General features: G+C 72.3%; 12 protein-coding genes. 8 read left to right on the top strand and 4 right to left on the bottom strand.

What is annotated here, in order from left to right:
* Positions 1 to 54: 54 nt before the first annotated feature.
* The 3 genes from AC5YDV_RS13620 to AC5YDV_RS13610 are packed head-to-tail and all read left to right on the top strand — an operon-like array spanning position 55 to position 1702.
* Entirely contained in the window at positions 55 to 648 is a 594-nt protein-coding gene (locus AC5YDV_RS13620) for a hypothetical protein (RefSeq protein WP_496183875.1), read from the top strand.
* On the top strand, positions 645 to 1088 hold the full coding sequence (locus AC5YDV_RS13615) for a phage holin family protein (protein ID WP_496183874.1): 444 nt from the start codon (positions 645 to 647) through the stop codon (positions 1086 to 1088). Before AC5YDV_RS13620 ends, AC5YDV_RS13615 begins: the two co-directional genes overlap by 4 nt.
* Positions 1085 to 1702 (top strand): DUF3618 domain-containing protein, encoded by a 618-nt coding sequence (locus AC5YDV_RS13610; protein ID WP_496183873.1) that lies wholly within the window; start codon positions 1085 to 1087, stop codon positions 1700 to 1702. The genes AC5YDV_RS13615 and AC5YDV_RS13610 overlap by 4 nt, the downstream gene beginning before the upstream one ends.
* A 59-nt stretch (positions 1703 to 1761) precedes the next feature.
* Here AC5YDV_RS13610 and AC5YDV_RS13605 read toward each other — a convergent pair whose 3' ends face one another.
* Positions 1762 to 2958 (bottom strand): zinc-dependent alcohol dehydrogenase, encoded by a 1197-nt coding sequence (locus AC5YDV_RS13605; RefSeq protein ID WP_496183872.1) that lies wholly within the window; start codon positions 2956 to 2958, stop codon positions 1762 to 1764.
* 78 nt (positions 2959 to 3036) lie between these two features.
* The gene (locus tag AC5YDV_RS13600; protein ID WP_496183871.1) at positions 3037 to 3942 is read right to left on the bottom strand and encodes an SDR family oxidoreductase; all 906 of its coding nucleotides are present in this window, start codon (positions 3940 to 3942) and stop codon (positions 3037 to 3039) included.
* A 138-nt stretch (positions 3943 to 4080) separates the two neighbouring features.
* Here AC5YDV_RS13600 and AC5YDV_RS13595 point away from each other — a divergent pair, with 138 nt between their 5' ends.
* Genes AC5YDV_RS13595 through AC5YDV_RS13575 form a run of 5 tightly spaced genes read left to right on the top strand, consistent with a single transcriptional unit; the run spans position 4081 to position 11036 of the window.
* Positions 4081 to 4959: a Gmad2 immunoglobulin-like domain-containing protein gene (locus tag AC5YDV_RS13595; protein WP_496183870.1), complete on the top strand. Its 879-nt coding sequence runs from the start codon at positions 4081 to 4083 to the stop codon at positions 4957 to 4959.
* Positions 4960 to 5013: 54 nt separating this feature from the next.
* The gene (ade, locus tag AC5YDV_RS13590) at positions 5014 to 6648 is read left to right on the top strand and encodes an adenine deaminase (protein ID WP_496183869.1); all 1635 of its coding nucleotides are present in this window, start codon (positions 5014 to 5016) and stop codon (positions 6646 to 6648) included.
* Positions 6630 to 8000, top strand: coding sequence for an FAD binding domain-containing protein (locus AC5YDV_RS13585; protein WP_496183868.1), 1371 nt, complete (start codon positions 6630 to 6632; stop codon positions 7998 to 8000). The genes ade and AC5YDV_RS13585 overlap by 19 nt, the downstream gene beginning before the upstream one ends.
* A complete protein-coding gene (locus tag AC5YDV_RS13580; protein ID WP_496183867.1) occupies positions 7997 to 10147 on the top strand; it encodes a molybdopterin cofactor-binding domain-containing protein in 2151 nt (716 codons plus the stop codon). The genes AC5YDV_RS13585 and AC5YDV_RS13580 overlap by 4 nt, the downstream gene beginning before the upstream one ends.
* Entirely contained in the window at positions 10140 to 11036 is an 897-nt protein-coding gene (locus AC5YDV_RS13575) for an XdhC family protein (protein WP_496183866.1), read from the top strand. The genes AC5YDV_RS13580 and AC5YDV_RS13575 overlap by 8 nt, the downstream gene beginning before the upstream one ends.
* A 27-nt stretch (positions 11037 to 11063) precedes the next feature.
* On the opposite strand, the gene AC5YDV_RS13570 is transcribed toward AC5YDV_RS13575, so the two are convergent.
* Both AC5YDV_RS13570 and AC5YDV_RS13565 read right to left on the bottom strand, forming a co-directional pair.
* Positions 11064 to 11813 carry a FadR/GntR family transcriptional regulator gene (locus AC5YDV_RS13570; RefSeq protein ID WP_496183865.1) on the bottom strand — a complete coding sequence of 250 codons (750 nt, stop codon included), beginning with the start codon at positions 11811 to 11813 and terminating at the stop codon, positions 11064 to 11066.
* 124 nt (positions 11814 to 11937) lie between these two features.
* Positions 11938 to 13128 (bottom strand): integrase catalytic domain-containing protein, encoded by a 1191-nt coding sequence (locus AC5YDV_RS13565; protein WP_496182577.1) that lies wholly within the window; start codon positions 13126 to 13128, stop codon positions 11938 to 11940.
* Positions 13129 to 13179: the final 51 nt, after the last annotated feature.

Below are 13179 nucleotides of genomic sequence, written 5' to 3'. Positions count from 1 at the left end.
GGGGGTAATCCAGAGGTGCGGCGATCGTCGTCGCACGACATCAGGAGGGCTCCGATGACCTATCCGAACGATCCCACGACCACCACCGGGCAGGCTGCTGTCGACTCCATCCGCGGGCCGGCGACCGAGGTCACCGAAACGGCCACGGACCAGGCGCGTCACGTCGCCCAGACGGCCAAGGAGGAGGCCCGCCAACTCACGATGGAGGGCAAGTACCAAGGACGCCGCGTAGTGGACGAGGGCCTCGCCGAACTGAGGACCCAGGCGTCCACCGTCCAGGCCCGGCTCGCGGACGGCCTCCAGGACATGTCCGACGAGCTCCGTGAGATGACGGTCGCCGGCCGGGCGGACGGCACCGCCTCCAACTTGGCCGCGCAGGCCCAGGACTACACCGAACGCGCAGCGGCCTGGCTGCGCGACAACGACCTCGACTCCGCCCTGTACGGGGTGCGCCGCTTCGCGGCACGCAACCCGTGGGGGTTCCTGGCCGTCGCCGCCGGCGCCGGCCTCCTGGCGGGTCGTCTCGCACGCGGCGTGCGTGACGCGGACACCGACCAGCCGGGCCAGCGGCCCATGATGCAACACCAGCCGCCTCTGCGCCCCACGATGGAGCAGCCTCCCCTGCGGCCGACGATGGAGTCGACATGACCCAGCTGAACAGGCCCGATGAGGGCCTCAACGAGGGGGACCCCCGGTCGTTGGGCGAGATCGCGTCCGACGTGCTGGCGGACGCCTCGACCCTGATCCGGCAGGAGGTCGAGCTCGCCAAGGCGGAGTTGCGCCAGAGCGCGACCCGTGCGGGTAGGGGCGCCGGCATGCTGAGCGGCGCCGCGGTGGCCGGGATCTTCGCCCTGCTGTTCGGCTCGCTCGCCCTGTGGTGGGCGCTCGGTGTCTGGATCGGCACCGTCGACCGCCCCGCCCTCGGCCTGGCCGGGGTCATCGTCGGCGTGGTGTACGCCATCGTCGCGGTGGCCCTCGGCGTGTCCGGCCGGGGCGAACTGAAGAAGGTGCAGGGACTCCCCCGCACCGCCGAGACCGTGAGCAAGATTCCCAATGCCGTCATGGGCCAGGAGGAGAAGAACCGATGAGCAACCATCCAGAGGAGATCCGCCGCGACATCGAGCGCACCCGCGCCGAACTGAGCCGCGACGTCGACACGTTGGCCGAGGAGGCGAACCCCGCCACGATGGCGCGCCGCAAGGTGGAGGGCGTGAAGAGCGACGTGCGCGGCCTCCGCAACCGCATCTTCGGCGATCCGCGCGATCCGTGGGATGAGGGGGCCGTCGGCGACGTGGGGCAGCGCGCCCAGTCCGCCGTCGAGGACGCCGCGGGCGCCGTGCAGGACGTCCCGCGCCGGGTCGGCCGCTCCGCGCAGGGCAACCCCTTGGCCGCCGGGCTGGTCGCGTTCGGCCTCGGTGCCCTGATCGGAGGGCTGTTGCCCTCCACCAGGACGGAGCAGGAGATGGCTCTCAAGGCCAAGGACCGAGCCGAACCGCTGCTCGACGAGGCAGCCGGCATGGCGAAGGAGGCGATCGAGAACGTCAAGCCCGTCGCACAGGAAGCCGTGGAGAGCGTGAAGGACGCCGCCACCATGGCGGGCGAGCACGTCCGGGACGACGCGTCGATGGCCAAGGATTCCGTGGCCGAGGAGGCACGTCTTCGGGCCGAGGAGGTCCGCAGGGACGACCGCAACCCGCTGTAGTCACCACGTCCGGCACGAAGCGGCCAGCGCGGAATCTCCGCGCTGGCCGCTTCGGCGTGTCAGGGGAGCGGACGTTCGCCCGGGTGGAGGACGACCTTGAAGCAGCCGTCCGCCTTCCGCTGGAACAGGTCGTAGCCCTTCGCGGCGTCCTCGAGGGACAGTCGGTGGGTGGCGAGGTGCTCGGTGTCGAAGGCGTCGGCGTCCGTCTCGATCATCTGCCTCAGCTCGTCGCTCCACCGGCGGACGTTCGCCTGTCCCATCCGCAGCGTGACCTGCCTGTCGAACAGGTCCATCATGTTGATCGGGTCCATCGCCCCGCCGTACACGCCCACGATCGAGACCGTCCCGCCCCGGCGGACCGAGCCGAGTGCGGCCCGCAGGCCCGCCAGACGATCCACCGCGGCCCTCTCGGCCAGCGGCGCGGAGACGGGCTTGGGCAACCGGGACACCGCCGCCAACATGCCCGCCACCACCGGGTCGCCGTGCGCCTCCATGCCGACGGCATCGATCACGCGGTCGGCGCCGCGTCCACCGGTCAGGTCCTTGATCGCGGCGGGGGTGTCGTCCGTGTCGTCGACCACCTCGATGCCGGCCTCGCGTGCGCGCTGGAGGTGTTCCGGCACCCGGTCGACCCCGATCACACGGGCGGCGCCCTGCCGCAAGGCCGCTCGTGCGGACAGGTGGCCGACGGGGCCGAGGCCCACGACCGCCACAGTGTCACCCGGGGTCACGTCGGCGTAGCGCGCCGCCTGCCAGCCGGTCGGCAGGATGTCGGAGAGGTACAGCCAGCGCTCGTCGGGGCCCTCCCGGGGCACCGGGATGAGCCCGTAGTCGGCGTGCGGGACGCGGACGTACTCCGCCTGACAGCCGGGCACGCTCCCGTACAGGGACGTGTAGCCGAACAGCGCGGCGCCCTTGCCCCGTTCGCGGACCTGGGTCACCTCGCACTGGGACTGGAGCCCACGCGTGCACATCCAGCAGGCGCCGCACGAGATGGTGAACGGGATGACGACGCGGTCGCCGGGACGGACGCGCGTCACCGCGCTGCCGGTCTCCACGACGATCCCCATGCCTTCGTGACCGAGGACGTCCCCCTTGGTCAAGAAGGGCGCCAGCACCTCGTAGAGGTGCAGGTCAGAGCCGCAGATCGCGGTCGCGGTGACCTGCACCACGGCGTCGGAGTCATCGACGAGGACGGGGTCGGGGACGTCCCGGGTCTCAATCGTGCGGGGGCCCTGCCAGGTGACTGCTCTCATGGGGAGCGTCTACCCCGCGCCCTTGGCGCGCAAACCAGGTGGTACCCGGCCGGCCCCCGCCGAAACCGGGAGACCGGGTCAGAAGACGGGCTTGCCCCCGGTGACGCCGAGGACCGTCCCCGAGACGTAGGACGCCTCCGCCGGTGAGGCGAGGAAGACGAAGGCCCCCGCCAGTTCGGACGGCTGCCCGGCCCGACCCAGGGGCGTGTCCTCGCCGAACTTCGGCATGGACTCCCCGGGCTTGGTCGCCGGCTGCAGGGGGGTCCAGATGGGTCCCGGGGCCACCGCGTTGACCCGGATGCCCTTCGGACCCACCTCCGCGGCGAGGTTGACGGTGAAGTTGTTGATGGCTGCCTTGGTCGCCGCGTAGTCGATGAGGTTGGTGGACGGGTCGTAGGCCTGGATCGAGCTGACGTTGATGATGCTCGCCCCCTCGCCCAGGTGCCGCAGCGCCTGCTGGGTCACCCAGAACAGGGCGTACAGGTTCGTGCGGAACACACGGTCCATCTCCTCGGTCGTCAGGTCCGCCAGGCCGGAGTCACGGCGTCCCCACTGGAAACCGGCGTTGTTCACGAGCACGTCCAGGCCGCCCAACTCCTCGGCCGCCCGGTCGACCACCTTCCGGCTCGTGGCCTCGTCCTGCAGGTCCCCGGGCAGCAGGACGCACCGGCGCCCCGCCTCCTCCACCAGCCGGGCCACGTCCTCGGCGTCCGCCTGCTCCTCGGCCAAGTAGCTCAGGGCCACGTCGCAGCCCTCGCGCGCGAACGCGATGGCGACGGCCCGCCCGATGCCCGAGTCACCGCCGGTGACGAGGGCCTTGAGGCCCTCGAGGCGTCCGCGGCCGACCCACGTGTCCTCCCCGTGGTCGGGGACGGGCGTCATCTCGGACGTGGAACCGGGCGGCCGCTGCTCCTGCTCGGGGAACCCTCCGCCCTTGCTGACCTTGCTGGCTGCTGCTTCACGGGTGGCGTTGAGATCACTCATGGGCACCCCCTACCCGCCGACGCAGCGTCTACACACCGCGGTCGAGCCCACTCGGGCGAAGGAGGAAAACCACGGCCCGGCAACGCGCTTCGCGCCCCCGCAGTAAACTTGGCCATCGCCCCTGTGAGGAGGCACGTCATGCATCGCCGCTGGCCCGTCGTCGTGGTACTCCTGGCGCTCCTGACCGGATGCTCGCCCGCCGTCGGCCCCACACCGGCGCCGCCCACCAGCGCCTCGCCCGGGGCGTCCGTGACACCCTCGGCGTCCCCGACACCACCCACGCCATCCCCCACGGCCCCGGTGTCCACACCGACGCCCCAGGCAGCGACGGGGCTCGTCTACTTCGTGGTCGACACCACCCGGGGCTTCCGCCTGACCCGCGAGCCGCGGGCCGGGGCGTCCGAGGCTCGGGGCGCCCTCGAGGCCCTGATCGCCGGCCCGGACGACCCCGACTACAGCAGTTCGTGGCCGAAGGACACCCGCGTCCTGGGCGTCGACCAGCGGGGCGGCGTCATCACGGTGAACCTGTCGGGTGAGGCGCGAGCAGCCAACGTCGGGGCGTCCGGCGAGGCCGTCCTGGTGCAACAGCTGGTCTGGACCGTCACCGAGGCGGTGGACGCCACGGCGTCCGTGCTGGCGACCATCGAGGGTGAGCCCGCGTCGTGGGGCCACCTCCTGTGGGACAAGCCGCTGCGCCGCGAGGATCCGCTCGACGTCCGCCTGCTCGTCGGCATCGACACCCCGGCCGAGGGCCGGACCGTGACGTCGCCCGTGCGCCTGTCGGGCGAGGCGAACGTGTTCGAGGCGAACCTGCCCTGGCGCCTCCTGAGGCCGGACGGCGCCACCGTCCAGGAGGGGTTCGTCACCACCCGCGAGGGCCAGACCTTCGCCCCGTGGGAGCTCACGCTCACGCTGTCGCCGGGCACCTACGTGTTCGAGGTGCACGACTCCGACCCCTCCGGCGGCGAGTCGAACCGGCCTCCGGATCGGGACACCCGGACCTTCACGGTCGGGTGATGGACGCCCGGGCCCGGCCCCCGACCGACCCAGGTGGGGCTCCGAACGAACCTCGTGGACATCGAGGCACGCCAGATCACGCCCTGCGAGGTGGCATGGCGCGCCGGAGTCATCACGTCGATCATGGCCGTGGGCGACCTCGGTCCCGACGCCGGCTTCCTGTTGCCCGGCTTCGTCGACGCGCACGTCCACATCGAGAGCAGCCTGCTCACGCCGGCCGAGTTCGCGCGGACGGCCGTCCGGCACGGTACGGTCGCCTCCGTCTCCGACCCGCACGAGATCGCGAACGTCCTCGGCATCGCCGGGGTGCGCTGGATAATCGCCGACGCCGGTCGGACCCCGTTCACCGTCCTGTTCGGTGCCCCGAGCTGCGTCCCGGCCACGCCGCACGAAACCGCAGGGGCGACGCTCGCCACGCACGAGGTCGAAGAGCTCCTCGACACGCCCGGGGTCGGCCTCCTCGCCGAGGTCATGGACTACCCGGGGGTCCTGGCCCGCGACCCGCGCGTCATGGGCAAGGTGGACGCCGCACTCCGGCGCGGTCTCCCCGTCGACGGGCACGCCCCGGGCCTCACCGGCGAGGACGCGCGCCGCTACGCCGGCGCCGGGATCTCCACCGATCACGAGTGCACCACGCCGGACGAGGCGGAGGAGAAGATCGCCCTCGGGATGCGCATCCTCATCCGGGAGGGCTCCGCGGCCCGCAACCTTGACGCGCTGCTCCCCCTCATCGGCCGCCATCCCGGCCGCACGATGCTCTGTACCGACGACCTCGCCGCGGACGACCTGCTGCGCGGCCACATCGACCGCCTCGTCGCCCGTTCGGTGGCGGCGGGCGAGGACCTGTTCGCCGTCCTCGAAGCCGCCTGCCTCACGCCCCAGCGGCACTACGGGCTCGACCTCGGACGCCTCCGGGTCGGCGACCCGTTCAACGCGGTCGAGGTGGACGACCTCGTAGACTTCCGGCCGCGGCGAACGTGGATCGCCGGCCAACTGGTCGCCCAGGACGGGGCGTGCCTGCTGGCACGCACGGCGTCCGAACCGGTGAACGCGTTCGGGGCTGGCCCCGTCGACCCCGCCGACCTCCGCGTCCCAGCTGCGGGCAGCAGCGCGGGCCGGATCGCCTGCCGCGTCATCACCGTCACCGACGGAGACCTGGTGACCGGTGTCGATGTGGTCGACCTGCCGGTTCGGGCGGGCTTCGTCGAGCCGGATCCGGGGGCGGACGTCCTGCTGCTGACGGTCGTGAACCGCTACCGCCCCGCGCCCCCCTCCGTGGCGTTCGTCCGCGGCTTCGGGCTGGTCGAGGGGGCCATCGCGTCCAGCGTCGCCCATGACTCCCACAACATGGTCGCGGCCGGGACGGACGCCTGCCTGCTCGCGGAGGCCATCAACGCGGTGGTCGAGCACGCCGGAGGCCTCGCCGTCGCCAGCCCCCAAGGGGTGGCCTCGCTCCCCCTGCCGGTGGCGGGCCTGATGAGCGACCGGCCGGCCGAGGAGGTTGCTGCGCGGCTCGACACGTTGATCGACCTCGTGGCGAGGCGGCTGCGCTCACCGCTACGGGCACCCTTCACCACGCTGTCGTTCCTGTCACTGCTGGTGATGCCGTCCCTCAAGCTGAGCGACCTCGGTCTCTTCGACGTCGACCGGTTCACCTTCACGGAGGTCACATGCCCCGCCTCGTCCTGAACGACACGACCGTGGAGGCCCCTGCGGGAACCAACCTCCTGACCTGGCTGCGGAACCGGGGCCTCGTGGCCGCCAAGCCCGGGTGCCGGGGCGGCGACTGCGGCGCCTGCCAGGTGCTCCTCGGCGAACACGCGGCCGGCGCGTCCGAGCCCGGTTACCGCGGCGTGAACAGTTGCCTCCTCACCACGGACCTCGTGGCGGGCTGCCACGTGATCACCGTCGAGGGACTCGACGCCGCCGCCCCGACCCCCGTGCAGCGCGCGCTCGTCGAGGCCGGGGCGATCCAGTGCGGGTACTGCAGCCCCGGTCTCGTGGTCGCCCTGACCGCCGGCCTCCTCGCCGGTGCACCGCCCAGGGCCACCGCCGCCGGCAACCTCTGCCGCTGCACGGGTTATGCCGGCATCGCCCGCGCGTGCGACGACCTGGCGGCGACGTTCGACCCCGGGCACCTCGGCCTCGCGGACGCCGTACGCCGCGGCCTCCTCCCGGACGCCGTCGCCCACGCCGGCCTGAGCCTGCCGGTCCCGGATGTGGAGGAGCCGATCGCCGGCGCGACGTTCGTCGGGGGGCATTCCGACGAGGGGGTCCGGCACCCGCATGGACCGTCGTCCCTCGTCAGGGCCCGGTACGTTCCCGGGCTACGCGACCTGGCCGAGCGTGAGGACGTCCTGCATCTGGGCGCCGCCGTGACCGTGGCGGAACTCCTGACCAGCCCGATCGTGACCTGTTCCTGGCCGGGCCTTGGGCCGTTCCTGGAGAGGTTCGGGTCCCCCGCCATCCGCAACGTCGCGACCATCGGGGGGAACGTGGCGAACGCCTCGCCCGTCGGTGACCTCGCCACCGTGCTGCTGGCGCTGGGCGCGGTCCTGGAGATCACGGGCCCGGACGGCGCCCGCCGGGTCCGCCTGGACGCCTTCCACCACGGGTACAAGCGCACCGACCTGCGCGGCGACGAGGTGATCGTCGCGGTGACGGTGCCGGCCAACCGCGATGGACGGGGCCGCCTGCACGCGGAGAAGGTCAGCCGCCGCCCCCACGACGACATCGCCACCGTGACGAGCGCCCTCGTGGTGACGGGCGGCGACGCGAACACGTTCGGGACGGTCAGCCTGAGCGCGGGCGGGGTGGCTCCGGTCCCGCTGTTGCTGCGGGCCACAGGGGAGGCGTTGGCGGGGCGAGCGGTCACGCCGGCGACGGTCCGAGGGGCACTGCGCGTCGTTCACGACGAGATCGCCCCGATCGACGACGTGCGCGGGTCGGCGTCTTACCGCACGCGGCTGCTCGCGCACATCGTGGTCGCCCACATCGCAGCCCTGTATCCCGGTTTCGACGCGATGACGGTCATCCGATGAGCCGCCAGGACCTCGACGCCCTGGTTCGCGGGCGCGCCCCCTTCACCGGCGACCTGCCCCTGCCGGCCGGCTGCCTGCATGCCAGGCCCGCCACCTCGCCCCATGCGCACGCGCGGTTCAGCCGGGTGGACGCGGCGGCTGCCCTCGCTGTCCCCGGCGTGGTGGCCGTCCTCGTCGCCGGGGACGTCCCGGGCACCAGCGGCGAGCCACTCCTGGCCGACGGTGAGGCGCACGGAGCCGGGCAGCCTTTCGCGATCGTCGTCGCCGAGTCCGAGGACGTCGCCGAGGAGGCCGCCCGGCTCGTCCGGGCCGACTGGACGCCGCTCCCGCCCCTGCTCGACCCTGCGGAGTCCGTGGCCCGTGGGGACGTCATCCAGGGCCCCCGGACACTCGCCTGCGGCGACGTGGACGCCGCGTGGCCCGACTGCGACCTGGTCGTGACCGGCAGCGTCGCCCTGGGGTCCGCCGACCACGTGGCCCTGGAGACCCAGTGTGCGCTCGCGATCCCCACCGAGGCGGGGCTCCTCGTCCACTCGGCCACCCAGTCGCCCAGCGCCGTCCACGCGGCCGTTGCGTTGGCCACGGGGCTGCCCCAGCACCTGGTCGAGGTGGACGTGGCCCGACTGGGCGGCGGGTTCGGCGGCAAGGAGGAACAGGCGACCCCGTGGGCCTGCCTGGCCGCCGTCGCCGCCCAGCGGACGGGTCGCCCGGTGCGCCTGTGCCTCGACCGCTCCGAGGACCTGCGGAGCACGGGCAAGCGCCACCCCTACACCGCCGAGTTCCGCCTCGGGCTGGACGCCGAGGACCGCTTCGTCGCCTATGAGGTTGCCCTCGTCCAGGACTCGGGCGCGACGCCCGACCTGTCCACGGCGATCATGGACCGGTCGCTCCTGCACGCCACCAACGCGTACGCCCTCCCCAACGTCCGCATCACCGGCACCTGTGCCCGCACGGACACGCCGTCCAACACGGCGTTCCGCGGCTTCGGTGCGCCCCAGGCGATCTTCGCGATGGAGGCGGCGATCCGCGAGGCGGCCCGGGCCCGCGGCGTCCGGCCCGAAGACCTGCAGGAGCGCAACCTCGTCAAGGACGGCGACACCCTCCCCTACGGCCAGGCGGTGGACGGCGGCCGGGCCCGGGAGGCGTGGACCGCGCTCGAGCGCCGGCGTGACCCGGCCAGCGTTCGCGCGGAGGTGGACGCATGGAACGCGACCGGCCCCAGGATCCGGCGAGGCATGGCCGTGGTCCCCGTGTGCTTCGGCATCGCCTTCACGTTCCTGCCGCTCAACCAGGCCGAGGCGCTGGTGCACGTCCACCTGGACGGAACGGTCGCGGTGACGACCGGTGCCGTCGAGATGGGCCAAGGTGTCCACGGGAAGATTCGGACCGTCGTGGCGCGCACCTTCGGCCTTGAGGAGGCCGCCGTCCGGGTGCGGACGACCAACACGACCCGCGTGGCCAACGTGTCGCCCACCGCGGCCAGCACGGGCGCGGACCTCAACGGGGCCGCCGCACGCGAGGCCTGCCTTGCGATCCTGGCGGGCCTGCCGCCGGACGGAACCTGGGACGAGCGGGTCGCGAACGCGTACGAGCAGCGACGCACCCTGTCGGCGCTCGCGCACGTCGCCACCCCCGGCCTCACCCGGGACACGACCGGGCACGGCACCCCGTTCCGCTACCACGTGTTCGGGTCCGCGTTGGTCGAGGCGGAGGTCGACACGCTGCTGGGCACCGGGCTCGTCACCAGGGTCACGGTCGCCCATGAGGTGGGTTCCACCCTGGACGGCGCCACCGACCTGGGACAGGTCGAGGGTGCCATCGTGCAAGGGGTGGGGTGGATGACCTGCGAGGAGGTCGTCCGTGATGCTGCGGGACGCCTGCTGTCCGACACGTTGGCGACCTACAAGGTGCCCGACCTGCCGACCGCCCCCGTCCTGGACGTCACGCTCCTGACCGAGCCCAACACCGACGGGCTGCTGGGCAGCAAGGCCGTCGGCGAGCCGCCCCTCGTCTACGGGCTCGGTGCCTTCTTCGCCCTGCAGGACGCCATCGCCTCGTACGCTCCTGCGGCACCAGCGCAGTATCGGACGCCGTTGAGCTCCGAGCGCATCTTCACCCTGCTCCACGGCGGGTCGGACGATGGGTGACGGGCCGACCCTTCCGGAGCAACTGGTCTGGCGGGCCCTGGCGGAGGAGGTGATGGCCGGACGGCCGTGCGTCTTGGCCGTCGTCGTGTCGCATCGGGGCAGTTCGCCCGGCCACGCCGGTTGGCTGATGGCCGTCGGCCTGGAGGGGTGGCTGGCCGGCACCACCGGCGGGGGCGTCGCTGAGGCCACGGTCGTCGGGGTCGCGCTCGAGCTCCTCCGGACGCCGACACCGCATTCGCGCCTGCTCACCCAGACCCACCGGGCCGGCGCGGAGCACGCCTCGGGCCTGCGGTGCGGCGGCGAGCAACGCGTCGCTCTGGTGCCGTTGGACGCGTCGTGGACCGGCCACCTCAGGTCGGTGGACACTGCCCTGGCCGCGGGCGAGACCTTGGAATGGCGGGTCGCGGGCGAAGGTTGGGACTACCGGCACGTCTCCGGGCCGAGCCATCGAGTCGTGCTGGTGGGCGCCGGCCACGTCGGCGGGGCACTGGCAGGCCTGCTCGTGCCGCTCGGCTTCCGGGTGGAGGTGGTGGACGAGCGGCCCGGGGCCGCGGACCGGTTGCGCGGCGTGGTGCACGACGCGCGGGAGCTGCCGTACGGGCGGATCGCCGAGGTGGTGGCGCCGGGGGACAACACCCTCGTCGTGGTGGCCACGCACGACCCGGACCGGGACGTGGCCACGGTGGCGGCGCTCGAGTCCGTTCGGCTGGGCTACCTCGGGGTCGTGGGGAAGCGCGCCAAGATCGCGCACCTCCCCCACCAGGCTCGCGTGGAGGTGCCGGCCGGGCTCCCGATCAGGGCGCACAGCCCCGCGGAGGTGGCCCTGAGCGTGGCGGCACGGCTGGTGGCCGTGCGCGGGCGATGGCGGGCCGAGGTGCCCTCAACATGAGGGTGTGACCACCACGGCGGTCGTCCCTCAGCCCATGGCCGTCCGGGGCTCGATGCCGATCCGCAGTGCCGCATGAGCTGCCCGGATGTGCTGCTCGGTGAGGTCGGCCGCCTCGTCGCCACGCCCGCCGACCACGGAGTCCAGGATCGCGAAGTGCTCCTGGACGAGCCGCTGCCGGAGCTCCTCCCAGTCCGCGAGGACCTGCTGCGCGTCACGGATGATGGGCGCCACGGCCTGCCTGATCGCCACGGTGAGGTCGCTGATCAGTCGGTTCTGCCCCAGGCTCGCCAGAGCGACGTGGAAATCGGTGTCCAGGACGCTGAAGTCGTCGGACGACGACACGGCGGCCATTCGCTCGGCGAGGTCGCGCGCGGGATCGAGCGCCCCGGGGGTCGCCCTTTGCGCAGCAGCCGCGACGGCGGCCCGCTCGAGGACGACGCGAGTGTCTGTCAGTTCACCGAAGTCGGCCGAGCCGAGCGCCAGGTGCAGGCGCAGCATGCGGCCGAACGCGTCGCCCGCGGTCGTGGAGATGCGGGTGCCGTGAGCCGGACCGGCGGCGGTTGCGATGATCCCTTGGGCCTGCAGGACCTTGATGGCCTCGCGGACGGCGCTGCGGCTCACGTTGAGGTCGGCCGCCAGCCGGCGCTCGGTCGGGAGCTGGCTCCCGGCTGGATAGGTGCGGTCGAGGATGGCGTCGGTCAGGTGGGACATGACCGTGTCGAACCCGCCCGCGGGAGCCTCGTCCTTGGGGGGCGTGGTAGCAGGGTCCTTGGCCATGGGATCAAGGATGCCACGAGTCCACCGTGATGCCTCATGTCAATACCTCCGGATGGATTAGGTCGTTGCCTCACCTGTGACCTCCGGTTCGGCAGGAGTCGTTGCCTCACGTGTCTCCTCCGGTTCAGCCGGTCGCGGCACGGCGTTGCCGGGCGGTACGGCCCTTGGCCTGGGCGAGGGCTTCGAGGCGTCCGGTGTGGTGGAGGATCTCGCGTTGCAGGGCACCGAGGCGAAGCTTCTTGAACCGGGCGTTCATCGTGATCACGGGCCGTTTCCGGGTCGCGGGGTGGGCGAGGGCACGCTGGTGCGGGGTGGCGGCCTGGTGGTACTTCTTGACGACCTTGGCGCCGTCGCGGTGCTTGGAGGCCAGCTTCAGGCTGGGCAGGAAGTAGTTCGCGAACGCGTCATCCAACGCCCAGATCCGGTTCAGCAGCTCGAGCTCGGCGTCGGTGTCGTACCGGTAGTAGCCGACCAACTCCCGCACCCGGGCCCAGTTCTTCTGCTCCACGTAACAGCCGTCGTTCTTCTTCCCCGCCCGCCCGCGCGTGAACGTGATCTTGCGGGTCTCGCAGTAGTGCAGGAAGTGGTGGTTGATGAACTCCGACCCGTTGTCGGAATCGATCCCCACGATCGGGAACGGGAACATCCCGGCGGCGTGGTCGATGGCCTCGATCACCCACCGACGGGCCCGGTTCGGCACCGACCGGTTCACCGTCCACCCCGTCGCCACATCGGTCATCGTCAACGTGTAGCAGTACTCACCCGAGGCCACCCCACCGTCGTGGGCGACCAGGTCGATCTCGACGAACCCCGGCGTCGCATCGTCCCAGTCAGCGAACGTGCGGATCGGGATCTGGTGTTTCAACAACGACCCCGGCTTGGTGTGCGTCCGGCCGCGTAGCGTCATCCGCTTCCGCTCCCCGGCGAGCATCCGGTCGATCGTGGCCGCCGAGATACCGGCCAACAACTCGGCCTGGGTGTCGTCCAAGACGATCTCCCCCTCCACCCGCAGCAGGGGCACCAGCACGGGCATGAACGGCGCCAGGATCTTCCCCGCCGGCGCCCGCAACAGGGTCCAACAGCGCACCAGGGCGGGCAGCAGGTCATCGCCGTAGACCCGCGACCGCGGCTTGCGAGGCCGGACCGGTTTGACGACCAGCACCTCCCGTAACGCCGCCCGCGCATAGTCACGATGCCAGCCCGTCAACTCGACCAACTCGTCCAGGATCCGCGACTTCCCGGCCCGGTCCGCCCCCTTGTAGGCCAACGCCTTCTTCACCGTGACAGCCCTGCGCTCGCTCAAGGTCAGCTCCATCCCCGGATCGTTCAGGCGGAGACCCTTACGCGAGGCAACGACACCCCCGAA

Source organism: Propioniciclava sp. LT432 (assembly GCF_059515965.1).
This window is presented reverse-complemented; position numbering and strand designations above follow the sequence as displayed.

Bases quoted from the DNA above. Each gene is read 5' to 3' on its own strand.
- AC5YDV_RS13620 (WP_496183875.1), top strand. From the start codon at position 55: ATGACCTATCCGAACGATCCCACGACCACCACCGGGCAGGCTGCTGTC.
- AC5YDV_RS13615 (WP_496183874.1), top strand. From the start codon at position 645: ATGACCCAGCTGAACAGGCCCGATGAGGGCCTCAACGAGGGGGACCCC.
- AC5YDV_RS13610 (WP_496183873.1), top strand. From the start codon at position 1,085: ATGAGCAACCATCCAGAGGAGATCCGCCGCGACATCGAGCGCACCCGC.
- AC5YDV_RS13605 (WP_496183872.1), bottom strand. From the start codon at position 2,958: ATGAGAGCAGTCACCTGGCAGGGCCCCCGCACGATTGAGACCCGGGAC.
- AC5YDV_RS13600 (WP_496183871.1), bottom strand. From the start codon at position 3,942: ATGAGTGATCTCAACGCCACCCGTGAAGCAGCAGCCAGCAAGGTCAGC.
- AC5YDV_RS13595 (WP_496183870.1), top strand. From the start codon at position 4,081: ATGCATCGCCGCTGGCCCGTCGTCGTGGTACTCCTGGCGCTCCTGACC.
- AC5YDV_RS13585 (WP_496183868.1), top strand. From the start codon at position 6,630: ATGCCCCGCCTCGTCCTGAACGACACGACCGTGGAGGCCCCTGCGGGA.
- AC5YDV_RS13580 (WP_496183867.1), top strand. From the start codon at position 7,997: ATGAGCCGCCAGGACCTCGACGCCCTGGTTCGCGGGCGCGCCCCCTTC.
- AC5YDV_RS13575 (WP_496183866.1), top strand. From the start codon at position 10,140: ATGGGTGACGGGCCGACCCTTCCGGAGCAACTGGTCTGGCGGGCCCTG.
- AC5YDV_RS13570 (WP_496183865.1), bottom strand. From the start codon at position 11,813: ATGGCCAAGGACCCTGCTACCACGCCCCCCAAGGACGAGGCTCCCGCG.
- AC5YDV_RS13565 (WP_496182577.1), bottom strand. From the start codon at position 13,128: ATGGAGCTGACCTTGAGCGAGCGCAGGGCTGTCACGGTGAAGAAGGCG.